General features: G+C 40.6%; 16 protein-coding genes. 7 read left to right on the forward strand and 9 right to left on the reverse strand.

The window, feature by feature from the left end; all coding sequences use genetic code 11:
* Window positions 1-265: 265 nt before the first annotated feature.
* Complete coding sequence (locus BVH02_RS02685; protein WP_086498632.1) at window positions 266-1438, forward strand: FG-GAP-like repeat-containing protein; 1173 nt, start codon at window positions 266-268, stop codon at window positions 1436-1438.
* Between the two features lie 543 nt (window positions 1439-1981).
* On the opposite strand, the gene BVH02_RS02690 is transcribed toward BVH02_RS02685, so the two are convergent.
* From BVH02_RS02690 to BVH02_RS02710, 5 genes are all read right to left on the reverse strand, one after another.
* Window positions 1982-4579, reverse strand: a complete 2598-nt coding sequence (locus BVH02_RS02690) for an ABC transporter permease (RefSeq protein ID WP_086498634.1) — start codon at window positions 4577-4579, stop codon at window positions 1982-1984.
* A gap of 194 nt (window positions 4580-4773) precedes the next feature.
* Window positions 4774-7095 (reverse strand): ABC transporter permease, encoded by a 2322-nt coding sequence (locus tag BVH02_RS02695; RefSeq protein WP_223271799.1) that lies wholly within the window; start codon window positions 7093-7095, stop codon window positions 4774-4776.
* A 199-nt stretch (window positions 7096-7294) separates the two neighbouring features.
* Window positions 7295-7990, reverse strand: coding sequence for an ABC transporter ATP-binding protein (locus BVH02_RS02700; protein ID WP_086498636.1), 696 nt, complete (start codon window positions 7988-7990; stop codon window positions 7295-7297).
* Between the two features lie 209 nt (window positions 7991-8199).
* Window positions 8200-8568 (reverse strand): four helix bundle protein, encoded by a 369-nt coding sequence (locus BVH02_RS02705; protein ID WP_086498639.1) that lies wholly within the window; start codon window positions 8566-8568, stop codon window positions 8200-8202.
* Window positions 8569-8717: 149 nt separating this feature from the next.
* The gene (locus tag BVH02_RS02710; RefSeq protein ID WP_086498642.1) at window positions 8718-9965 is read right to left on the reverse strand and encodes an efflux RND transporter periplasmic adaptor subunit; all 1248 of its coding nucleotides are present in this window, start codon (window positions 9963-9965) and stop codon (window positions 8718-8720) included.
* Between the two features lie 328 nt (window positions 9966-10293).
* On the opposite strand from BVH02_RS02710, the gene BVH02_RS02720 reads away from it, so the two are divergent.
* Together BVH02_RS02720 and BVH02_RS02725 are read left to right on the forward strand one after the other, a co-directional pair.
* Window positions 10294-11682 carry a sigma-54-dependent transcriptional regulator gene (locus tag BVH02_RS02720; protein WP_086498647.1) on the forward strand — a complete coding sequence of 463 codons (1389 nt, stop codon included), beginning with the start codon at window positions 10294-10296 and terminating at the stop codon, window positions 11680-11682.
* On the forward strand, window positions 11672-13024 hold the full coding sequence (locus BVH02_RS02725) for a sensor histidine kinase (RefSeq protein WP_086498649.1): 1353 nt from the start codon (window positions 11672-11674) through the stop codon (window positions 13022-13024). Before BVH02_RS02720 ends, BVH02_RS02725 begins: the two co-directional genes overlap by 11 nt.
* Before the next feature lie 203 nt (window positions 13025-13227).
* Here BVH02_RS02725 and BVH02_RS02730 read toward each other — a convergent pair whose 3' ends face one another.
* The 4 genes from BVH02_RS02730 to fahA form a co-directional block, all read right to left on the reverse strand.
* The gene (locus BVH02_RS02730; RefSeq protein WP_143244176.1) at window positions 13228-13542 is read right to left on the reverse strand and encodes a SpoIIAA family protein; all 315 of its coding nucleotides are present in this window, start codon (window positions 13540-13542) and stop codon (window positions 13228-13230) included.
* A 242-nt stretch (window positions 13543-13784) separates the two neighbouring features.
* A complete protein-coding gene (locus BVH02_RS02735) occupies window positions 13785-16391 on the reverse strand; it encodes an FtsX-like permease family protein (RefSeq protein ID WP_086498653.1) in 2607 nt (868 codons plus the stop codon).
* Window positions 16381-16722 (reverse strand): PadR family transcriptional regulator, encoded by a 342-nt coding sequence (locus BVH02_RS02740; RefSeq protein WP_086498655.1) that lies wholly within the window; start codon window positions 16720-16722, stop codon window positions 16381-16383. Before BVH02_RS02740 ends, BVH02_RS02735 begins: the two co-directional genes overlap by 11 nt.
* 436 nt (window positions 16723-17158) lie before the next feature.
* Window positions 17159-18424 carry a fumarylacetoacetase gene (gene fahA, locus BVH02_RS02745; RefSeq protein ID WP_086498657.1) on the reverse strand — a complete coding sequence of 422 codons (1266 nt, stop codon included), beginning with the start codon at window positions 18422-18424 and terminating at the stop codon, window positions 17159-17161.
* A gap of 346 nt (window positions 18425-18770) precedes the next feature.
* On the opposite strand from fahA, the gene BVH02_RS02750 reads away from it, so the two are divergent.
* The 4 genes from BVH02_RS02750 (at window position 18771) to BVH02_RS02765 (ending at window position 25845) form a co-directional block, all read left to right on the forward strand.
* Complete coding sequence (locus BVH02_RS02750; RefSeq protein ID WP_086498659.1) at window positions 18771-20657, forward strand: CocE/NonD family hydrolase; 1887 nt, start codon at window positions 18771-18773, stop codon at window positions 20655-20657.
* A gap of 213 nt (window positions 20658-20870) precedes the next feature.
* On the forward strand, window positions 20871-23843 hold the full coding sequence (locus BVH02_RS02755; protein ID WP_086498661.1) for a SusC/RagA family TonB-linked outer membrane protein: 2973 nt from the start codon (window positions 20871-20873) through the stop codon (window positions 23841-23843).
* Window positions 23844-23854: 11 nt separating this feature from the next.
* Window positions 23855-25234, forward strand: a complete 1380-nt coding sequence (locus tag BVH02_RS02760) for a RagB/SusD family nutrient uptake outer membrane protein (RefSeq protein ID WP_086498663.1) — start codon at window positions 23855-23857, stop codon at window positions 25232-25234.
* Between the two features lie 350 nt (window positions 25235-25584).
* Complete coding sequence (locus tag BVH02_RS02765) at window positions 25585-25845, forward strand: hypothetical protein (protein WP_086498666.1); 261 nt, start codon at window positions 25585-25587, stop codon at window positions 25843-25845.
* The last annotated feature ends 302 nt before the right edge of the window (window positions 25846-26147 follow it).

A 26147-nucleotide genomic window follows, 5' to 3' on the forward strand; every position in this document is an offset into this window, starting at 1 on the left:
CCAGAATTGGACAAATTTTCTCATTCAACAAGGCTTGTCGCCTCCTCTCCGCCGTGATTTATCCCTTCATTGTGATGGGAAACTTGAGATCAATCACAACATTAATCGTTACGCTATTAATCTATCTGATAATGTTTCTAAAAACAGATTGCTTTGTCTCGTTCCTCTTCTCGCATCCCATAGCTATATGATGACTATACAAAACCTATTTCTAAAAATCTAACTCGAATTTTTTAACTTTAAAAACCACCTAAATTTTTGACGTATGAACTTGTTGATCCTACCCCTTATTTCACTTTTATTTTCTGAGCTTGAAAACCCAAAATTTGAAGCCCAAACTATCGATTCAAATGTCTCCATAGGCTATGGCGTAGTCGTAGGTGATGTGGATGGAGACGGTAAGCCTGATCTGATTTTGGCGGACAAAAAACAATTCGTCTGGTACCGAAATGGAGATTGGAAACGATTTGTACTAGCAGAAAATCTAACTGACCGGGATAATGTCTGCATTGCGGCTAGAGATATCGATGGAGATGGCAAAGTGGAAATCGCTGTTGGTGGACAGTGGAATCCAGGAGAAACCAACGATGAAGCCCAATCTGGCTCGGTGCATTACCTAATCCGACCAAGCGATCCCACGCAACTCTGGACAGCAGTTCAACTTCCTCATGAGCCTACGGTTCATCGCATGTATTGGGTGAAAACTGGTTCTTCTAACCATCAACTCGTCGTCCTCCCTCTCCATGGCCGAGGCAATAAAGGCGGAGAAGGTGCTGGGGTCAAAGTCATCGCCTATGAAAAACCAGCTGACCCAAAGAAACCTTGGAAGACAAAGCTTATCGATTATTCCATGCATTTGACTCATAATATGATTTCCAAAGAATTGGGAGTTGGTGAGGGAGAAACGATTTTCATAGGAGGTAAGGAAGGAGTAAAAAGCTTTTCCTATCAGGATGGAGAATGGTTCTCTGGACCAACAGAAGCGTCAGCGCTTGAAGATCATTCTTTCGGGGAATTGAGTTTAGCCGTTATTCCAACAAATGGAATGCTGCTAGCTGGAGTGGAACCCATGCATGGTAATCAAGTGACCCTTTATCTGGGGACTTCGGGAAAAGAGGAATCATCCCAACCTCGACGAATTGTACTAGACGAAACCCTCAAAGAAGCCCATGGTATCGTCACAGGAGATTTTCTGGGAAATGGAAGAATTCAAGTTGTCGCTGGATGGAGAGTACCAAATGAAGCTGGAGAAATGGGCATCAAACTCTATGAACCAGTGGACGAATCCTACAGCCAATTTAAAACCCATTGGATCGATCAAGGTGGCATGGCCACTGAAAGTCTTACTGCCGCTGATCTCGATGGCGATGGTAAATTGGATATAATCGCTGCGGGCAGATCCACCAATAATTTGAAGATTTACTGGAATCGGAGGTAGGGAGGTACTTGCGAAATAAGGACAATCATTTTTGCCACTATGATCTGTGGCTCACAGACCACTTTATCTGCTAAAAACAGCTTGAAACAATATATCACTGGAATATTTCAGTCTGTGAGCCACAGACCGTGGTAACACCATTCATTAAAACTCAACCTCCGCATAACCAAGACATCGATAATTGTAAAAATTGTTTAGGGTGATGGGTTCTAAAGGTCATTCTACTCACCCTTCAATTCAAAACAAACAGATTGCTTCGCTCCTCTGTCGCTCACATCCAAAAGCTATCGGATGATGAAATCGCCACCTTGGCCTGTGCCTGCCTTGTCGGTAGGCAAATCATCCAGACCATTCACTTGATCGTGAATTTAGGTTTGTGAAGACAAAAACACAGAAATATTACGCAAAATCCACCTTATACTTTTCACCTATCACTTCTCACCACTTACAACCTTTACCAATCACTTCTTCAGTTTTGGCTCTAGCTACTTGATATTCATTTGAAATTATGGCACTTCGTACTTTATCTTGAAAAGACGATACTCATTCACTTTTCAAACTTTTAACCGGATTCACAATTGCAGCAGAAATCGCTTGGTAGCTTACCGTGCCCAAAGCGATAAATAATGTTAGTAATCCTGCTATTGCAAAAACCCATATATCAAGATCAATCTTGAATGCAAAGGAATCCAGCCAAGTTGACATTGCATACCAGGATATTGGAACAGCAATTAAAAATGCCAATCCTACTAACCTGGCAAAGTTGATGGAAAGTAATACTACGATACTTCCAACGGAAGCACCCAAGACCTTGCGAACGCCAATCTCTTTCGTTCGGAGAAATGCCGTATATGTAGCCAAACCAAATAAACCTATGCAGGCAATTATAATTGCCAAGATTGAAAATACACCTAAAATCTGACTGCTAATTTTTTCACTTCGATAAAGCTGGTCTAAATCATCGTCAAGAAAGAAATATGCGAGTGGACTGCCATCAGAGTGCTGACTCCACTTGGATTCCAACCCTTGTACCACTTCAGCTTGTTGGCCGGAAGTGAATCTTACGGACAGAAAATTTTCTCTACCTCGGGAATTATTCACATGGACCATCGCAAGGGGAGTTACTTGAGTATGAAGAGATTCAAAATTGAAATCCTCCACCACTCCTATGACTACTAGCTCTACATCTCGAGATTCACCATTAATATTTGTGCTGGTTTTTAATTTTTGTCCCAAGGGATCCTGAGCTCCGAAAAAAACTTTTACCGCTTCTTCGTTAAGGATTAGAGATAATGAATCGTTGAAAGCTTCATTAAAAACTCTCCCTAACAAAGGCTTAATCCCCATGGTTTGAAAAAAATAATCATCTCCAGCAAAACTTTTTCCAGTTAATACATCTCCCCCTCCTGGTTTGGTGAATTGAATCCCAATTGCACCTTTTCCAGGTAAACTACTGGACACACCTACAGAAACCACTCCAGGCAGTTTTTCTAACTCATCTCTAAGGACTCCTCGTGATTTCTGATCGCCAAATCGCTCCAAGATCAATACGTTTTCTTTTTGAAAACCCAAACTGGTAGATTGGATGAAGTTAATCTGCCGATTTATTATGAGGGTTCCCGTAATCAGAATTATTGCAATCCCAAACTGGAAAACGACTAATCCGTTTCTAAGCCAATTGTTTCCTCCTGTAACCATCAAATCCCCTTTAAGGATACGGATCGTGTTTATTTTGGAGATATGAAATGCAGGATAATAACCTGTCAACAGTCCTACTAAAGCTCCAAAAACTAGCAGAGTTGGGAGCGCTAATACAACAGAATCTGTATCAATCTTAATAGATTTTTCTGCCAAATTATTAAAGAAAGGTAGAGCCAAATTGACAAGCAAAACACCCAAAGCCAGGGAAATAAATGTCAGAAAAAGCGACTCAAGCAAGAACTGCTTGATTATCTGACTGCGATCAGAACCCATTGCTTTCCTCACTCCTATCTCACGCGCACGATCGGCAGAACGAGCCGTGGCCAAGTTGATAAAGTTGATACAAGCCATAGCAAGAATAAAAAGTGCTATGGCAATAAAAATGAAGACATAAAGATAGTTGCCATTCACTCTCATTTCTGACTGGAGATTAGAATGCAAATGGATGGAAGTAAGGGGTTGAAGAAAATACCGATACCCATTTCCCGCGGCAGTGTATTCTGCGAAAGAAACTCCCAATTCTCGTTCTATTTGACCTGCCGCAAACTTGGATACTAAGTTAGGAATTTGACTTTCAACCAAAGATGGATCGACTTTCGGGTTAATTTTCAGATAAGTATAGGCAGAAAACCCAGTGAAGTTTTCTTGTTCCAGATCAGGAAATGAAACTGAAGAGAAAAGGAAATCTAATTCAAAATGGGAAGTTTCATGCAGGTCAGCCATCACTGCCGAGACTTCAAAATCCAAATCAAACATGCTGATCGTTTTACCTATCGGACTTTCTGATTTAAAAAGTCTCTCCGCAGCTGTTTGAGTTAAAACCACTGTATTTGGCTTAGCTAATGCTTCATATTGCACTGCTCCTTGTAGAATTTCTAAATCAAAAACATTGAAAAAATTCGAATCTGCCGCGGCGCCGTATCGCTCCTCAAACTTTAGATTTCCTACATCAATTACAACTTCCCCTCCCAATGTAAACAAGCGAGTAGATTCCTCCACTCCATTGTTTTCTTCCGCGAAAACTTCTGAATAGCTGTCCGGAATAATCGCATAAAAACTCCTGTGATCGGGATAAATCCGCTCCAAAGCCACACGATATATATTTTCATGATTAGGGATAAACTTATCATAAGAAAGCTCATCCTTGACGTAAAGCATCATGAGAATACAACAGACGAACCCAAGTGTCAATCCAAAAATAGTGATCCCAGAATAAACCTTGTTCTTCAAAAGATTTCTCAGCGCAATTTTCAGATAATTTTTGAGCATATTTTTTATTTGAAAAATTGAAAGATTCACATTATGTGTCATCTCGAGGGAGGAACCAACTAAGTAACCTCCATCGAACGTACGACCAAGTTGATTCACACCTTCATCATTGCGAGTTACAGCAAGCCACAGAGCATTCAGTCGATCGTGAATTAGGCTTAGTGCAGTCATAAACTGAGGCACATTAAACTAAGCCTACATAAAACTTTTCACCTATGACTTCTCACCACTTACTAATTTTACCACTCACCACCACCGTGGTCTGTCTCTCTAAGGCTACATACTACTTTTCACCTTTCACTTTCCACCACTTACTAATTTTACCACTCACTTCTCCCATCTTGATACATACGCTTTGATAGTTCTTATTCGCTTTTCAGCGAATTCACGGGATTGTCAGAAGCCGCTTTAAAAGCTTGAAATCCAACAGTCAACACCGCAATCATCATCAAAATCAATCCCGATCCTGCAAAAATCCACCAACTCAGGCTCGTCTGATAAGCATAGGTTTGCAACCAGTTGTTTGCGAAATACCAAGCCAATGGCACTGCTATAATGATCGATACTAGGATGAGCTGCACGAAGTCCTTTGATACCAATGTCAAAATGCTAAACGTGGTAGCTCCCATAACTTTGCGAACTCCTATCTCCTTTTTTCTTTTTTCGGCAGTAAAGGCCGCCAATCCAAATAGTCCAAGGCAGGACAAGAAAATAGCCATCAAACCAAAGTATTTTGCCAGTTTGGAAACTCGCTGCTCGGAGGCATACAGCGTCTGATAATCGGCGTCCATGAAAGAATAATCCATCGCTTGAGCAGTTTGCTTGATAAAAAGAGCATCAATTGAAGCCAAGGTTTCTTGTTGATTTTGAGCACCAATTCTTACCATAATCTTTTGGGCGAAGCCCGGGTCATATTTTAAGAAAGCTGGCTTTACAGTTTCCTTAAGAGATTCGAAATTAAAATCCTTAACTACCGCGATCACCTCTTTGTCATCTCCCCAGAGGTTGACGATTTTACCTACCGGATCATCAAAACCAATCGCACGAACTGCAGCTTCGTTCAGAATTATCTTAGATTCTTCATCTCCAAAGTCAGCAGAAAAAGCTCGGCCATCCGCCACTTCAAACCCCATAGTTTCTATCAATCCAATGTTGACCGATACATTTTCAAACTTCACCTGCTCATCAGGGTTTTTGCCTTCCCAGGTCAGTCCTATAGTAGAGCTATTCAAGCCCACCAAAGGATGACTCAGACTGGAGGCATTCTCTACGCCGGGAGACTTTCTAAGTTCTGCCAAAAAAGAATCCAACTGATTAGGATTCACTCCAGAAGCATTGATCTGAAGGAGTTGACTTTGATTGTAGCCTAGGTTTTGGTTTTGGATAAAAGACATCTGCTTGCCGATCACTGAGATTCCTATGATCAGCAAAAGGGATATTGCAAACTGAAAAACCACTAAGCCTTTTCGCGCCAGCAGTTCCCCAAAACTCCCCTTGATATTTGATTTCATCACCTGTACAGGCTTGAACTTAGAGAGGTAAACGGCTGGGTAAATTCCAGCCAAAAAGCTTGTAAGCAGCCAAATCCCCAATAAAATCAGGATCAACTCTGGCTGAAATGACATGCTCAGCGTTTTGGATGTGACTTGATTGAAAAATGGTTGTAATATAAATGTGGCTATGATCGCAAGAACTAAAGCAAAGAATGTCAGCAACAGTGATTCGACCATGAATTGTCCAAATAAACCTCCTCTGCTGGCTCCCATGGATTTTTTCACCCCAATCTCCTTCAATCGACTCATGGATCTAGCCGTGGTCAGATTCATAAAATTGATGCAGGCGATGATTAAAATAAAAATTGCGATGGCTGAAAACAGCTTCACATAACTAATCCTTCCACCGATCACTTTGCCATCTTCGTAGGTACCATATAGATAGGTATCGCCGAAGGGCTGAACAAATGCCGACACATTACTTCCCTCATCCTTGTTTTTGATAAAATCAGCGATTTGTATATTAAAAGAAGGTATATCCGTCTCAGGACGAAGCAATAAATAGGTTGAAGCATTGAAGTTTCCCCAGTGGACACCTTCCCCAAGCATCTGCTTGAAGTAAGAAAACGATAAAAAATAGTCAGCTTGATCCACCTCCATTGCTCCAAAATCTCGATAAACACCCGTAACCTCCACCTCATTCGCGAAGTCAAATGCCTGCCATTTTAGGGATTTCCCTAGAGCGGCAGCTGGTGAACCAAACAATTTTGTAGCCATGGTTTCAGACAAAGCCACACTATTGATTCCTGTCATTATCTGAGCTTTATTTCCTTCGATAAAATCCACATCGAAAATATTGAAGTAGTCCTGATCTACAAATAGCCCATCCCCTGTCAGCTTTGTATCCAAATTCTCAAAATTTACTCCCTCAATAAATGGAGAAGTCCCGGCAGATAATTCTACCTGTGGAAGCTCAACCTTCATCGCTTCCGCCATTTCACCCGGTGTAATTCCAATCGTCACTATCCCTCCGCTATTATCGTGATTGGTCATCACTGCATATATGCGATCAATCTTTTCATGATTGCGGCTAATATTCAGCTCATCCTTCACCCACATCATGACGAGAATCACCGTGGTCAGCCCTATCGCCAAACCAAACAAGTTGATTGCGAAGATCTTTTTGAACTTCATGAAGCTGCGGAAAGCGAGGGTAAGTTGGTGGCGGAGCATTTTTAGTTGTTGGTTATTGGTTGTTGGTTTCTTCATCCGATGCTTATCATTACGAGGAACGAAGCAATCTCTTTAGCATTCTGCTTCTTGTCTCGCAGTGAAGCCTATTTTCGCAGTGACGTATCTTACTTCCGTCTTTTGTCTTCCGTCTCCGGTCTTTTTACACATGAAACTGCTCTCTGATATTCTCGGTCACGACTTTACCATCGAATAAATTGATGATTCTGTGTGCATAGTTTGCATCATGAGGAGAGTGCGTTACCATCACGATGGTGGTTCCTTCGTTATTGAGTTCTTCCAAAAGACGCATTACTTCTTCGCCATTTGTAGAATCCAAGTTACCCGTAGGTTCATCGGCAAGGATCACAGAAGGCTTGGCGACGATTGCTCTAGCGATAGCGACACGCTGCTGCTGTCCACCAGAAAGCTGCTGCGGAAAGTGGTTTCTTCTGTGCATAATGTTCATACGTGTAAGCACTTCTTCCACTTTTTGCTTTCGTTCTTCTGTAGGAACTTTCAGGTATAGAAGTGGTAGCTCCACATTTTCAAATACAGTCAGTTCGTCGATCAGGTTAAAGCTCTGAAATACGAAGCCTATATTTCCCTTTCTAAGCGAGGAGCGCTGTCTTTCAGAGAATTTGGCAACCTCATGATCCAGGAAGTGGTATTCTCCATCATCAGGATTATCCAATAAACCGAGGATGTTTAGCAGTGTTGATTTACCACAGCCAGATGGGCCCATGATGGCTACAAATTCACCTTTTTTGATTTCGATCTGTATGCTATCCAAAGCTGTTGTTTCTACCTCCTCGGTAGCATACATTTTTCTGAGATTGACTGTTTTTATTACGTTCATTTTTTTGTGTTGGATGTCGGGTGTCGGGTGACCGATGTTGTGGGAGCCTCTGCCGCTGGTTAACTTTAATTTTTTATTGTCGGTTGACCGATGCCCGATGATATGGGAACCTCCGTCTTAGACTATATTAATTTGTTTGATGCTGGATTTATTGCCGATTACTATCATAAGAATGATTTCAGATTAGATATTATACTCAAAATTTCCACTTATATAATTTTGGATTTAAATGCTTGCATCATGTTCATTAAATGAAATGCTTCGGCATACAGTTTATTAAATTGTTCTTGCTCAATGTATTTTCGTCTTAGCGCTTTATGAAGACAAGTGACTACTTCTGCCAGTGACCGAATTGAATAACCCAAAAATTTCTTGTATTCTGGATTGCTTTGGGAGATAGATCCTTCAGCAATATTTAGAGCAATTGAGTCCGCAGCGCGTCTTGCCTGTGAAATCATGTTGAATAATTCATCTTTTGGAAAAGCTTTAGAGACACTAAATATATCCTCTCCAAAATCCATGGCCTTTTGCCAAATTTGAAGCTTTTCGAATTTAAAGTGCGGCGCATATTCTTCCATATTTTTTAAGTTTAAAATCAGAAATCTGAAAACATCAATCTTTAAAAATCAACAACAACAACAACAACAACATCCATCACCAAACATCGGTCACCCGTCATCTGACATCTGACACAAAACATCGGCCATCCAACATCTGTCACCCAACATCATTTAAGATCCAAAATCTCATTCTTCCCGAAATTCTCATAGCCAGAGATGATCACTTTTTCACCTTCTACAAGCCCTTCCAGTACTTCGTAGAACTCAGGGTTTTTATTACCAAGTCGGATGTTTCTCTTTTCAGCATTTCCTGAAGAATTAATTACAAAAACCCAATTCCCGCCTGTGTCCTTAAAGAATCCACCTGTAGGCAAAAGCAAACTTTGCTCGCTATCACTCAACTGCAATCTAATTCTCACGCTTTGACCTCTTCTGATTCCCTGTGGACTTTCACCGGTAAAAACCATATCCACTTCAAATCTTCCGCTGGTAATCGTAGGGTAGATTTTTGAAATCTCAAGCTCATGATCGACGCCGCTTAAAGTGAACTTTCCTCGTAAACCTCTTCCAATTCTCGGTAAATACAACTCATCGATCGGAACACGAACTTTGAATTCATCCTGCACATCGATCTGACCATATCGGGCGCCTGAATTCATGGATTGACCCACTTCTATCTGTTCCATTGCCAACTGACCTGCGATCGGTGCTTTGATCACCAGGTTATTCAGGATCTGCCCAACACCTGTTAAAGAGGCATTCATTCTGCCCTCGGACTGGCGGAGTTGGGTAAGCTGATAAGATCTCGCCATAGAATCACTCTTATAAGACTTGTAAGTCAACTCCTTCCTTTTCAAGTTGTATTCATATTGCTCTTTCACTTCTTCGAATTCACGATCAGAAACCAGCTTTTTCGTATGAAGCTCCTTAAATCTTCTGTACTGCGGCTCCAGTAAACTGATCTGATAATCTATCTCCGCCAACTGTCCCAATTGAACCAAATCATTTTGATCCAAGAAAAGACGTGTTTGACGCAGGTTATTGATCTGCTCGTAAAGCATGGTTTCGCGTTGCATTACGTCCAACTGCAAATTGGAATTGGCCATGATCAAAATCGTATCACCCACTTCTACCACTGCACCTGACTCTCGAACGATCTGAGCGACCATTCCACCTTCCACAGCATCGAGGAAAAAAGTCTGTGCTGGTTCGATCTGTCCTGACACCAATATATAATCAGTGAACTCACCTTTCGAAACAGTTGCGATACTTAAGCGATCCTTCTCTACATTCATGGTAGATCTGTGATCTGCAAATCCTATTTGGTAAATAATTGCTGCCACAATAATGACTCCGCCAAGTATCAAAGCGATTCTTTTAGGTGTCCAGGTTTTCTTAGCTATTTTTCTATCCATTGTATGTAAATGCCATTTTCGGGCTATACCAATATGCCAAATGGTATGCCATGCAAAAAATCGCCCCTACAGCCTTGCTACCTTGTTTTAAGAAAAAACAGAAGCGAGACTCGCGAACATTTTCGTCCGCAAGCGAACAAAATAATTCAAAGTCGCCTATTTTTTCCTTACCTTATAAACTCTCCTTCTTCTTCAAAAACATGCTCCTATTGTCCGAAATCAAACGTTTTGAAGCAAATCCATACTTCCTAGTTTTTCGGTATGCTTTTGGAACAAGAGCCTACAGCAAGCAAGGTATGTTTCCAAGCTTTTTTAATTCCTTTTTATTATGAGCGAGCAACGATCAGGCAAAATTCTCATTATTGATGACAACGAAGACCTTTTAAAGGCCGCAAAAATTTTCCTGAAAAGGCATTTTTCTCAAGTGGATACGGAGACCAATCCCGACCTGCTTCCCATCCTCACGCATAATGAGTCCTATGATGTAATCCTGCTGGATATGAATTTCACCAAGGATGTAAGCTCTGGGCAGGAAGGTTTCTATTGGCTTGATCGGATATTGGAGCTTGATCCATCTGCGGTCGTTGTCCTGATCACAGCTTATGGCGATGTGAATCTTGCAGTAAGAGCGATCAAAGAAGGCGCGACTGATTTCGTACTGAAACCTTGGGAAAATGAACGACTACTCGCTACGCTAAATTCTGCCCTGCAGCTTCGCAAAAAGAAGATGGAAGTGAACCTGCTGAAAGATCAAAAGCAGACCATGCATCAGGACATTGACAATAAATTTAAAGACATTATCGGTCAAAGTGAATCCATGCAGAAGGTCTTCGAAACCATCGAGCGTGTCGCTGTCACAGATGCCAATGTTTTGATTTTAGGAGAAAATGGCACTGGTAAAGAATTAATTGCTCGTGCACTACATAGACATTCCCGTAGAAATCGAGAAGCTTTTGTCGGAGTAGATTTGGGATCTATAACCCAAACACTTTTTGAATCAGAACTTTTTGGGCATAAAAAAGGCTCATTTACCGATGCCAAAGAAGATCGTGCAGGTAGATTTGAGCAGGCTCACAAAGGCACTCTTTTTCTGGATGAAATCGGGAATCTCCCCATGCCACTTCAATCTAAGCTTTTGGCGGTACTTCAAAATCGTCAAGTGACACGCGTTGGCGCAAACCGTCCAGTCGACGTGAACATCCGCTTGATCTCTGCGACCAATATGCCGATTCATGCAATGATCTATGAAAACGGGTTCCGTCAGGATTTACTCTATCGGATCAACACCATAGAAATTCAACTTCCACCACTACGGGAGCGCATTGAGGACTTCCCTTTGTTAGCGAATCACTTTATTGCTTTTTACTCAAAAAAATATAATAAAGACATCCGAAAAGCCTCTGAACCGCTCGTTAAGCGCATGACTAAGTATCACTGGCCTGGCAATATCCGTGAACTTCAGCATAGCATAGAGCGTGCAGTCATCATGTCCAATCACAATGTGCTTCAACCTGAAGATCTCTTTCTACAAAAAATGACTCAACCTGAGCGTCAGGATGAATCGGTGAGTTTGGAGCATTTGAATATCGAAGATGTGGAGCGAATCTTAATTCGAAAGGCGCTGCAAAAGCATAATGGCCATATCACCCGGGCTGCTGAAGAACTTGGCTTGACACGATCTTCTCTTTACCGAAGACTGGAGAAATATGGTTTATAAGCGGTTTTCAGTAGGTGTTGGACTAAGGATTTTCGGGATTATCGCGAGCCTTTATCTCGGACTTTGGCTTTATTACAGTCAGGATCTTTGGTTGGCACCCACGATTTTGGGGGTAATCGCACTTATACAAATCGGAGAAATGATTTTTTATGTCAACTCGATCAACCACAAACTTGCCCGATTTCTAGATTCCATTCGATACGCTGATTTCTCAAGTTCCTTCACTTCTGACAGCAAAATGGGAAACTCCTTTCGTGAGGTAAACACCTCTTTCAACGAAGTGATGGAGGTATTTAAGCAAACCCGAGCCGAAAAGGAGGAACAAATGCTTTTCCTTCAGGTAATCATTCAGCATATCAATACTGGAATTATTTCCTTTAATGATGCTGGAAAAATAGGCTTAGTAAATAATGCCGCAAAGCACTTGCTGCAGATTCCACAGTTTCGGGATATCACAGATCTGGGAAGGTTGTCTCCCAAACTCCTCGCCGATGTGATGGACATGAAGCCGGGACAACGGATTTCGAAAAAGGTCAATGCTTCTCTCCATCTGATTATCCAATCAACTTCGCTGAAAATGGGAGGTCAAAGTTGGACCTTGCTTTCGCTACAAAATATTAACGCAGAGCTTCAGTCGAACGAACTCGAAGCTTGGCAAAACTTGACTAAAGTACTCAGGCATGAAATCATGAATTCTATCACGCCTATTTCCAGTTTGGTAGAATCACTTCGAACAATTTTGGATGAGGATAGCTACGTGCAGCAGGAAGGTTTTTTGATCAAAAGAGATGGCTTTATGGATATGCAGGAAGGATTGGATACCATTGCAAATCGAAGCAAAGGCTTAGTGAATTTTGTAAACGCCTATCGTGACTATACCAATATTCCCTCTCCAAAAAAGGTAACGATGCCAGTCACTCAGCTCTTCGAAAATGTGCTAAATCTGATGAAGGAAGATTTGAAAACTGCCGAGGTAAAAATAGACACTAAGATTCATCCTGTCGATTTGGAAATCCATTGCGACCCTGATCAGATCACCATGATTTTGATTAATCTGGTGAAAAATGCCTCTGAGTCACTTCAAACGCAAGCAGATCGAACGATTTGGCTTTCTTCGATTGGGCAAGGAGATTTGGGCTTGATGATCCAGGTAGAAGATTGTGGTCCAGGAATTATTCCTGAGGCAATGGAAAGGATTTTCGTTCCTTTTTATTCTACCAAAAAGACCGGAAGCGGAATTGGACTTGCGATCTCCAGACAGATTATGAATCTCCACCAAGGCAGTCTACAGGTAACTTCTATCCCAAATGAACGGACGGTTTTTACGATGAATTTCAGGTAGAAAGTGGTTTTTAACCGCAAAGCACACGGAGGGTTACGCAGAGGCCACAATTCGTTAATCCCATTACAAGTGTGAGTGCCTTCATTACTATTGCTTCTAGAAGCTCCTAGTTGTCCTGCCTGTCCAGAAGCAGGATGAAGTCGAATTACTTTTCGAGCTATTTTCCAGTTGTCCTGCTTCTCCAGAAGCTAGACTAGATTGAATTACAATTCCAGCCATTTTACTGCTAGTTCATGATCACTTAGGCAAAATGCTTTCAGCTCACTTTTTAGCACCAAATAATTTAGCAACGAAACCACAGTTCTCAACCAATAACTATCCGTAACTATCGCATACTTGGTAAGATTGGGCAGCATCCTATAATCTCCCAGCAGCGCCTTTTTCATCGCTTCGAAACTGCTATAACCTTTGAAAGAAGTCACTATAGCCAATATTTTCAGAGATGAATTTGAGGAAAGTCGATCTTTTGCTTCCTGCAAAAGTCGCATGTCTTCACTTGTGATTTTACCTTCAATCACATAAGTTATTAGACTTTTATCTATTGAATAGCTTAGCTCCACCACTTACTAACTAAAATTAATACTAAGAGTTTTTCAGCTTGAAATAATATAACCCAGAATTGCCCTACCACGAAAGTAAGTATCTCGTCTGAATGTAACAAGGGCTTCTTTACCCATAGACAATGTGAGTGTCTCCAGTCACATTTCATACAAATATGCTATTGCCGTTTGTGTAGTACAAACGGCGGCTGGTAAGCAACCTACTCCGCTTTCAAAATAGTAGCAGGATTCGCCTTCATGATTTTCCAAATCTGAGAACCGACCGTCACCGCGATTACTAAAAGTAGGATCAACAACCCTATACTTATTTGAAATGCACCAACGCCAGAATGGAAGGCAAAGAAGCTGTCGAGAAAACTAGAAATAATCAACAGAGAAAATGCTCCTCCCAATACCGATGCAATTCCCCAAATAATGAAGTATCGCTTGCCCATTTTCTTGGACAGATCACCCAAATTGGCTCCAAAAACCTTTCTGACACAATAGTCCTTAATATCTGAAGTCATATTCAGCGAAACCAAGCCAAACAATCCCAAAGATGCCAACACCACAGCAAGGATAGCAGCGAAGAGGATAATATTCTGAACTCCGCGGACATCGCTAAACTCACGTTCAAACACTTCAGTTTGTAATTTCCCCTCAAACAAGCCTCTAGGAATGGTTTCATGCCAAATTTCCTTGACTGCTTCCATCGATGACTCAGCCGACCCCGTGGTCATCTTCAAGGTGAGGTAGCTGAAGGTAGTATCCGGAGAAGCTCGGATCACTATGGGTGCAATGGGACTTTGAAAGAAAATTGTATGGAAATCCTCCACCACACCTACCACATTAAAACTCGCGCTATCGAAAGTTATTTTCTCAGAAACGGGAAAAGTCAAACCAAGCTCATCTAAGAAAGTCTGATTAACCACAATAGACTCCTCCATATCGGAGATCAATTCAGGATTGAACAACCGTCCTTGCTTCAGCTTCAAATCCAATACCTCTGGATAGTTTGCTTCCGCATTAAGCAAGCTGATTTCAAACTTTTCATCTTGAAATATTAACTCCCCTTCACGAATCCAATTCCCTACATAATCTTGACTTCCGCTGACTTCGTTGACAGAAGCAAGAGCTAAAAGCTTGTTTTTGAGCGGCAGGTAATCCTCAGAACTAGGCACATTTACAATGATCTTATCTGCACTATCGTAGCCCCAATCTCGATTTTCATTGAGGTAATTCGTCTGAACAAAAGCTACACCAGCCACGATGCTGATGAACGCAAGCATAAACTGAAAAGTCAATAATACACTGGTAAAGACACTTTTGCTCCCGATTTTCTGATTGCCTTTGAGAATATTGATATGCTTAAAAGAAGATACATAAAGCGCTGGATACAAGCCGGAAACGAGCGTGATAAACAAGAGCATACCTCCCAAAAACATCCAAACATTGCTATCTCTGAACAGCTCAATTTTCAGGTTTTTTGAGGCGATTTCATTGAAACCCGGGAGGAAAATAAATCCTGCCAAAAGACAGCCCAAGAAAATAGCAATAAAACAAACCATCAGATTTTCACTAAGAAACTGAAATACAAGCTGACTTCTTCGGCTTCCGATTACTTTACGAACACCTATTTCTTTCAGTCTTCGCGACGCCATCAACACAGATATATTTATATAGTTGAAAACCGCTAAAATCAAGATAAAAAGTCCGATGGCTCCCAACAAAATCTGTGGTCCCAAACCTAGAAAGTCCCGCACACCATTTTTAATTTCATCTACTCTGTAAACCAAATCCGTGAAGGCGACTGTCTCTAACTTCAGGTAAGGTTTTTCAGGGTTAATTTTATTTTGTGTACTAGTTATTTCAGCCAGTCCTGTATTTAAATTTGCTATATCAGCGCCTTCCTCCACTTGCACAAAAGTCCAGACTTCTGAATTCCATGCATCTTTCAGAGGCAGATTCTCTATAGCATTAGGATGTGTATCTATATTCACCAACAAGTCAAAAGTGAACATATCCATGTCATGAAGATCAGCCAAAACACCTCCGACGGTATAGAGTTTTTCTTCTCCATTGACCACCAATGAAAGCTCCTGCCCTATCGGATGGGTATTTCCATAAAGTTTTTCTGAAAGCTCATGAGTCAAAATTACCTGATCAGGTTCCAACAAAGCACCTGGATAGCCGTAGTCCATGCGGTAAATAAACATTTCCATAAATGCTGGATCTACGAACAAGGTGCGCTGATTATAGCTCTCATTTTTACTGATCAAAATCGAGAAATCTCTAGAAACTCGCGTGTGATTGACAAGCTGATTAAATGTCTCTGGAATCAGCTCTGAAATAGGCGCAGCTACCGCTCCATACGTCACCATGCCTTTTTCCTCCTCAACAGTATATGTCAGCTGATAGATCTCGTCTTTGTTAGGCTGATGCATTCCCTTAAACCAGATATTGGCAATGAACAGGTAGGCCACCATACAACAACCCACTGCACATGCTAAGCCAAAGACAGAAATAAATGTGGTTCCTTTCTGCTTGACGAGGTTCCTCCAGCCAATTTTAAAATAGTTCTTAAGCATAGCTCCTTGGGAAAAAGTGTGATAAGTTGATTTTGAACGCTTGATATTACTCCATCTAAAAAAGCTGAGTACATGGATGAGAAATCTAAATCTGGCGAAAGCCAACCCTTTCTCTTCGAGATTAATGTAGAATAGCTCATAGGCATCTCCCTGTATCTGTTCTAACCGGTTAGGGTTGCAGTAGAACTCCAAAAATCGATCTGGCCATTTAGGTGGAAAATACTTGAGTTTAGAGTCCATGCGAAAAGTCTAAAGCCAAAGGAGGAAGTTGATTATATAGTTTATTTCTGAGGGTTTTCACCTCTTCAATAGCGGCTCGACCTGTAGCAGAAAGTGTAAATAGACGCTTTCTTCGCCCTCCTCTTTCTTCAGTAGCACCGCCCATCTGGGATTTGAGAAAGCCTTTATCCTCCAGCCTAGTCAACACCGTGTGTATCGCAGAGATATTAACTTTTCTACCAGTTTGCTTTTTGATTTCCTCCAAAACACCTACTCCGTAAGCCTCTTGATCCAAAATCCCCACAGTCAAAAGAATCAATTCTTCCAACTCACCTAAATGATACCCTTTCATACAGCTTATTATATTTACAAAAGTAAATGTAATCGATTACTTTCATATTTGTAGAATATCTTAAAAATTAAAATTGCTAAATTTTCAAACGCAATTACAAAGGATATTTACTACTGATTCAACATAAATAATTGAGTGATTTAAAATCAAAAAACAAAAAAACCACTCCTGATCAGAAGTGGTTTTAGATTATAGTTAATGAATTTTTCTGATTATCCGCAATCTTGGCAGTACCCAAAATTCCTTTGCTCACTCGTTTAGAAGACCGAAGACGGGTGACCGAAGTGGCCTAAATTCTTAAGTTAACCAAATCCTATTATGCTTGGTTTCTTAACTAGTAACAAAGCGGATATACATATTAATTTTTATCAGGGTAGCAGTGTTCAATTACTAGGAGTACGGTTGTGACCTATCCTGAATAACCATTGATTGCAGATTACTTCGCTGAAAGTACTGTAGTTTTTACTTCACCAAAGCCAACTCTTATACCATTTTTCTCGGCAAATCCTTTCATTATCACAGTATCTCCATCTTCTATAAATCTACGCTCAGTTCCAGATTCCAGCTTAACTGCATTTTCCCCATTCCAGGAAAGCTCCAACATTGATCCAAAAGAATCTGGCTCTTGACCAGAGATCGTTCCTGAAGCCATCATGTCACCTACATTAATATTACAGCCATTTACCGTATGGTGTGCCAGTTGCTGAGCTACATTCCAATACATATTCTTAAAATTGGAGGTGCAGACTTTGCTACTCTTCTCATTTTCAGGCTGAATATGAGCTTCCAAATTAATGTCGAAACTGTGAGATTTCTCACATTTTAAGTAATCCAAAACTTCAGGTTCTTGCACTGGGCTTTCCACTTTGAATCGCTCCAAAGCTTCCAAAGTCACCACCCAAGGTGAGATTGAAGAACCAAAACTTTTTCCTAGAAATGGGCCTAAAGGCACATATTCCCAAGCCTGTATATCTCGAGCGGACCAATCATTGAATAACACAAAACCAAAAATATAATCTTCAGCATCAGCTGTAGAAACAGAATCCCCGAGCTTTGTGGATTTGCCAGTGATAAATGCCAGTTCTAATTCAAAATCAAGCTTTTTACTTGGACCAAAAACCGGAGCACCATCTGGGTCTTTTGTCTGACCTTTAGGTCGAGTAATCGGCACTCCAGAAGGAATGATCGAAGATGCTCTTCCATGATAACCTACAGGAAGATGCTTCCAGTTTGGTAGAAGGGCATTTTCAGGATCACGAAACATTTTACCCACGTTTGTAGCATGTTCCTTGCTGCTATAGAAATCCGTGTAATCACCGATTTTCACAGGCATCAGCATCGTGGCTTCCTTACGGTGTAGCATCACTTTTCCCCTTGCCGAATGGTCTCTCAACTTTTCATTATCCACCAAAAGCAAATCCTGAACTCGTTCTCTGATTTTCTTAGTTATTACTTTACCTAGTCCTATCATATCATTCAGCGATCCACTTAGAAACACACCTCCGGGCAAAAACATATCCGCAAAGAAACCTTCCTGATCCAGAATACTTAAATCTACAATCTTATCGCCGATAGCAATCCCTATACGTGGACTGAGTTTTTTATTCTGAAATATGCCGAAAGGCAGATTATGTATTGTGAAATCGGAATTTTTGGTTACTTCCACCCAGGAACTTAGGGTGTTGGTTGGGCTGTCGCTCATGGGTAAAAATCAATGTGACCGCAAATTTAGCTTTTATGTACGAAATGAAAAGTGTAAAAAGCGAAGGATTGAAATATCAATCTTTCCCTAGGCATATAAGTCTTTGGTTACTTGCGCTTTGAGCTAAACCATCTAAATTTCAATTTTTATGATTCTAATTTAACTTCAATAAAATATAAATTTAAGCTACGTTTTGATCATTTCTACTGTTAAGGGCTCTTCACTAACAGCATTTGACATTAATTTCAAATACCCTGTTTTATCCACAAAATCAACCAATCATCATTTTTCAAAGCTCTCAACAAATCTCTTTATTAACTTAGACACAAATCGAAACCCCATTTAAATGAAAAATCTTTACAATTTCTTCCTGACTCTGCTACTGGTCATGGTCGTTTCTGTTTCTTTTTCTCAGGAAAAGAACATCATCGATCAGTTGGATGAAGTCGCCATTGTGGATCAAAAAGTCATGATGCCAATGCGCGATGGCGTACGACTGGCCACGGATATCTACCGCCCAAAGGGTGATGGCAAATATCCAATAGTATTTTCCAGAACTCCCTATAATTTCAATACCTGGGGAAACGGTGAAATGAATACGCGCACCATGGAGACTGCCCTATCCTGGGTGGAAAAAGGCTATGCTTATGTCGTTCAAAATGAACGAGGCCGTTATTTTTCTGAGGGAGATTGGGATATTCTCGGTGTACCATTAACCGATGGATATGATGCGTTTGATTGGATGGCCAAGCAAGCATGGAGTAATGGAAAAATTGGCACCCTAGGCTGCTCCTCTACTGCTGAGTGGCAAATGGCAGTTGCCTCCATGGATCACCCAGCATTGGGCGCTTTGGTTCCGCAAGGATATGGTGCAGGTGTTGGTAAAATTGGTGATTTCTGGGAGCAAGGAAACTGGTACAGAGGTGGTGCAGGTCAGATGCTTTTCACGAATTGGCTCTATGGCGTGCAACACGACCCTATGGCACCTAAATTCCCATCGGATATTAGCCAAAAGGATCTACTAAGGCTACAGCGTTTTTATGACATGTCTCCTGAATATCCAAAAATTGATTCGAAGGAGGCTTTAAAACATCTACCTGTTCAGGATATCATTAAAAATCAAAATGGTCCTGTGGGCATTTACGAGGAAATGATCACTCGTAAGCCAAATGACCCAAAGTGGTTTTCTGGAGGTTTGTATCATGACAAACAACCTTTTGACAAACCTAGTTTTTGGTTTGTGTCGTGGTTTGACGTATCTGCAGGACCAAACATAGCTCTATTTAATCATGCTAGACAGAATGCTGTTTCGCAGCTTGCTAGAGACAATCAGTATCTCGTAATCGCACCAGTGATGCACTGCTCATTCACCAGAGCATCTGAAAACACCATGGTGGGTGATCTAAATGTTGGTGATGCACGCCTGAACTATGATGAGATCATCACAGCGTGGTTTGACGTATGGCTAAAAGGTGAGAAATCTGAAGTTATGGAAAACATGCCACGAGTGCAGTACTATACTATGGGTTCAAATAAGTGGCAAACTTCCGACGTATGGCCTCCGGCCGAAGCAGTAATGACAACCATGTACTTGGATTCAGAAGGTAAAGCCAATTCTCTTAATGGAAACGGTAAATTGACTACTAAAAAGCCCAGAAAAGACACACCTGATACATTCAAGTACGATCCGATGGACCCTGTAACTTCCTTTGGAGGAAATGTATGTTGTACAGGAAATGCTATAGACGGTAGCGGTGGATCTAAGGATCAATCTGAGATGGAAAAGCGGGATGACATATTAGTTTATACTACTGAAGTGCTAGAAGAAGGCGTTGAAGTTTCCGGCTTTATTGAGTCCTTCTTATATCTTTCTTCTGATGCCAAAGACACCGATGTGACGATCAAATTGATAGATGTGCATCCTGACGGAAAAGCTTATAATCTGGATGAAACGATTCAGCGGGTACGCTATCGAGAAGGGTATGAAAAAGAAGTTTGGATGGAGGACAGGAAAGTTTATGAAGTCAAAATGACTCCCATGAGCACCTCAAATTACTTTGATAAAGGTCATCGAATTCGTATTGAAGTCAGTAGCTCGAATTTCCCTCGCTTTGACAGAAACATGAATACCGGTGGAAACACCTACGATGAAACCGAAGGCATAGTGGCAACCAACTCTATTCACCATGGAGGAAAAAACTTGAGTAGGATCATTTTGCCTATTGTGAAATAATTCTGCATTTTCCCATATTTCGAAGTTATAAAAAGGAGAGTCTCTGTACTCTCCTTTTTTTATTTTGATGTAGAATGAATTTGATCAGAATAATTCTAATTATACTGTTTTTCATCCTTTCGTATAAAAAGGATAAAGATTTCCTTCGCATTTTTAGAGAGTGAATTTTATTTTTTTGATTTTATACAAGAATCACATTCTAACCGACAAACTATGATAAACAAACCTTTACTCACATTGATACTCCTATTCTGTACAATAGGAATATCGTGGGCGCAATATTCTATCAAGGGTACTGTGTCCGATGAACGAACAGGGGAGCCTCTCATTGGAGCCAGTATCCTTATCAAAGGAACTACTTCTGGAGCAGTCACCGATCTGGACGGCAACTATACGCTTGAGATTAATAACTCGGGTAACGTAGAACTTGTAGTTTCTTCTATTGGGTATTTGAAAAAAACCATTCCCGTGAACCCAAATCAATCTGTAGTAAACATTCAGCTGAATGAAGATGCTACGAATCTAGAAGAAGTGGTAGTCACGGGCCTTGTGTCCTCTGTGAAACGTAGCAATCTTGCTAATGCAGTCACCACGGTATCAGCCAGAGATCTTACCGGCACCACCACTATACAGACTACCGACGGAGCACTTTACGGAAAAGTAGCTGGCGCCACTATACGTTCGAATGGAGGAGCTCCAGGGGGAGGTATTTCAATTCAACTCCGAGGAATATCAAGTTTGCAGAGTGCATCGCAGCCGCTAATCATTGTTGACGGTGTGTATATCAACAATGCATCACAGCGAACAGGACGAGCAACAGTATCTGGAGCCGGTGCATCAAGCCAAGATGATGGAGCAAACAGGTTAGCGGACATCAATCCTGCGGATATAGAAACTATTGAGGTTTTGAAGGGTCCCTCAGCAGCTGCCATCTACGGAACACGTGCCAATGCGGGTGTAATAATTATAACTACAAAACGAGGAGCTGAGGGCAGAACGACAGTTTCCCTTTCTCAGGATGTAGGCTTTGCAAAGCCACTAAGATTATTAGGAGTAGACGATTGGAGCGAGGAAAAGATTAATTTCTTCTTTCCAGAATCTAGAAGACCAATTGAGCTAGAGCGATTTAGAGCAGCCCAATCAACTGGGACATTTATTGATTATGAAGATTTTTTTTACAACAATACAGCCCTACTTCTAAATACTAGGATTAATGTATCTGGAGGATCAGAGAAGACTAAATTCTTCGTCTCTGGAAACATTACTGACGAAGATGGAACAGTCAAAAACACTGGATTTGAACGATACTCAATCCGAGCAAATATTGATCATAAGATTACCGATAAAATCAAATTAGGTATCTCCTCAAATTACATCAGATCTAATACCGATAGAGGATTCACAGGTAATCAGAATAACACAGGAGCAAGTATTGGCTATAGCATTTCTTACGTTCCTAATTATTATGACCTTAGAAGAAATGATGATGGTACTTATCCTATAAATCCTTACTTCTCTGAGAATCCAGTTTCTGTCACAGACAATGCTGTGAACAATTCTCAAGTGAATCGCTTTATCCAAGCGTTCACCTTAGATTTCGATATTCTTAAAACTCAAAACAGTTACTTGAAAGCAACTGTTGCTGGAGGATTGGATTATCTTCAAAACTCTACTCAAATATACCTTCCGGAGTTTTTACAATTTCAGCGGTCGCAGGCAAATCCTGGAGACCTATTTATAGGTAGGCAAGAGAGTTTCAATACAAATTTCCAAGCTGCATTAGTTTACAATTGGAATTTAGGTACTGTAAACATGAACTCTCAAGCTGGCCTTGTTAGACTAGATTTTGATAACAATTCACTCTTCAATAGAGGTAGAGGTTTAGTGCCAGGTCAACGAAACCTTAAGCAAGCTAATATCCAGGAGATTAATGAACAGTTCAATAGCAAAATCCAAGAGGCGGGTATATTTCTCCAACAGGAGGCAAACTGGGAAGATAAGATCGTGGGAACAGTAGGTGTAAGATGGGATAAATCTACATTGAATGGAGATCCAAACGAATTTTATGCATTTCCTCGAGCAAGTGTAGCGTTCAATATAGCGAACTTCGATTTCTGGAATAGCGGAGTAATCAGTCAATTAAAACCTAGAATTGCATACGGCGAGACAGCTGGACCGGTACCTTTTGGGGCCACGTTTACTCCACTAGGAGGAACTAACATTGGAGGGCTCCTTGGATCTACTGTTTCCACAACTATAGGTAACACACTGATCCAACCTGAGACAGCCTCAGAATTGGAATTTGGAGTTGATGCAGGATTCTTTAATAACCGAATTAGTCTTGAAGCAACTTATTACATCAAAAACACACAAAACAACCTTCAAAATCTGAACTTAGCTCCTTCTACGGGGGTGAATACAACACTTAGTAATGAGGCTGAGCTTCAAAATAAAGGGCTAGAATTAGGGCTTTCTGGAACGGTAGTCGAAAAATCAAATTTCAGATGGTTTTCAAGAATTCTATACTGGCAGAACACCATCGAAATGACACGACTTGGTGTCCCTACCTATATTTCAGGAGGATTTGGATCAGGACTAGGCACATTCCTATATGCTGAAGGCTACTCTCCTACCACTATTGTAGGTACTCCAGCAGATCCTTCTATTCCAGGTGGGTTTACTATTTGGGGTGACGCGCAGCCAGACTTTAACCTTTCATTCTCTAACTCATTTAGCATATATAAAGGACTTGAATTTTCTTTCCTTGTAGATTGGAGAAATGGTGGATCTAACGTCAACTTGTCTTCATTTTTGGCAGATGGTGGAGGTACTACCAATGGCTGGTTTGATGACGACAATGGAGATGGAATTCCAAACGGTAGGCAGAGAAATCCAGAGCCATACAACAATGCAGGTCGCTGGGTTCAGGATGCTTCATTCGTGAAAATCCGTGAAATAGGTCTTTATTACACACTACCTAAAACTACCCTTTCGGAATGGTTTGGAACTACGGTTCAAAATATCCGTGTAGGCACTTCTGTTAATAACGCATTCCTATTCACAGATTATGATGGATATGATCCTGAGACTTCCAGTTTTGGTGCTCAATCTGTTGGAAATAACGTAGATATAGCTCCATACCCTACCTCTAGAAGGATTTTCTTTCACGTAACAATTGACTTTTAATCCGACTTACTATGAAAAATATAGCAAAAAATATAGGATTTGCATTGATCGCAGCAACCATAATAGCTAGCTGTAACCCCTTGGAGCTTGATGATATTCAGGATCCAAATAATCCCTCAGTCGGCAGTATCGCTAAAAATGCAAGCCCCGAACAAATTCAGTTTCTAATCACAGGATTGGAATCCAGACATAGAGGATATGTAACAAATATTTCTCAAGCTTGGAATACATTTGGTCGTGAAATATGGTACCTCAATGCATCAGACCCTAGATTTCAGACTGACTGGCTGGGACAAAATGGTAGAGTTCCTGACCGCTCCTACTTTGGATTTGGAAACACTGGCGGAGGATCTTGGGCTACGCCATATCAAGCCATCAAACAAGCAGATGTGCTCAAACTTGCCGCAGATAATACAGATAATATTACCGCTGCACAAAAAAGTGCAGTAGTTGGGTTTTCCAAAACCATCCAAGGATATCAATATATGATTCCAGCAAACTTCGTGTATAATAATGGAATCCGAATGGATGTGACAAATCCACTTAAACCAGGGCCTTTTGTACCGTACGAAGAAGCGCTCAATCAAATCAATACTATATTGGATGAAGGCTTCCAAGCACTAGGAGCTTCTGGGTCTGGCAATTTTCCATTCAAATTAACAAGCGGATTTAATGGATTTAATACAATTACTGGACTTCAGCAAGTCAATAGAGCAATTGCCGCTAGACTTAATGCTTACAGGAAAGACTGGCAAGGAGTATTGACTGCTCTAGAAGGATCATTTATGAACCTAAATGGAAACTTAAATGCAGGACCTGCACATCCATATGGTGCCGCTCCTGACATTTTCAATCCACTTTATTACGTTCCAAATGCAGCAGTAAATACAATGATCGTAGTTCATCCCTCAGTGTTAGATGATGCAACGCCCGGAGATCTTCGTGTCCAAAATAAATTTCTAAAACGCACGAACCCTGTCACTGTTACTACAGATGCAGGCGCATTGGTCGGAACTCATCAGGATGCTAGATGGGTAAGCAATTCATCACCTATTACCTATATTAGAAATGAGGAGCTAATCCTACTGAAGGCAGAAGCTCATGCAAATCTAAATCAGGGAACAGCTGCTGTAGCGGCTATCAATATAATTCGAAATGCAGCTGGAATCGGTCCATATACTGGCGCTACTACCACGGCAGCCTTGATTGATGAGATCTTATATCAAAGGAGATATTCGCTTTGGGCAGAGCCTTGGGGTCATCGCTGGATTGATGCGAGACGATATGATCGCTTGGCAGACATACCTACTTCCTATGACAAGGGGACAATCTTTACACAATTCCCACACCCACAGGCAGAACTCAGTTGGGATGACTATATCGGTAATTAATTTCTTAGAAATAAATAATGTATTTAAAAGGGAAGCTAAAAATAGCTTCCCTTTTTTTATGTCCATCAGAATATAATAATAACTAAAAAGTTAGAATTAATTCTTGAGCAGGTGTGAACCTTGGTAAAAATATTTAGAAACTACGAACCTATATCTTTCTGATTAAATGGATTTACTAATCAATTGACCTTATTATTTGACTGGGAGATATATTCAACACTATCGGGATTATTACTCTCAATTTGAATTAGCCTAACAAGTCTAATCCTATCAAAATGGTAGAAACAGAAGGATATTTAAGTTGGTAGAAGATTTGAATTAGAATAAGTACAAACCAAAAAACTACAATTATGAACAATCCAGATTATCACGAAGTTTCCCCAGAAAAAGAAGGAGGACTAGCAAAAGCTATCGAACAACAAACTGCCAAAATTCCATCTGATGTGTACCTATGGGCATCTATGAGTGCTATGGTAATTTCACTTGGGCTGAAACTGTCTAAACAAAACCATACTGCACTATTTGTAGGTCAGTGGGCTGCTCCATTCTTATTGTTTGGTATTTACAATAAAATTGTGAAAACTCAGGGATCCGAAAGGGACGATGAATAGAAGTCATCTCGAAAAAGTTTTAAAAAAGGGATAGGAAAGTTTTTCCTATCCCTTTTTTATGTTTTACAAAGAATTTTGTACAATTGATAACCTCTTATACAAATAAACTAAGAGTAATTTTGGAATTTAAAATAGAGAAGGCATCGTAATTATTAAGACCTATACTTTAACACGCCAAAGCAGCTTCCAGAATAAAATATAATTATCTAGTTATATTTTAGCCTATTAATCAACTAAGTTCGGATGTAGATTAAAGCTGATATAACGATTACTCTTTACGGCTTCAAATCGTAAATTTCATG

Source organism: Algoriphagus ratkowskyi (assembly GCF_002150505.1).
Taxonomy (GTDB): Bacteria; Bacteroidota; Bacteroidia; order Cytophagales; family Cyclobacteriaceae; genus Algoriphagus; species Algoriphagus ratkowskyi.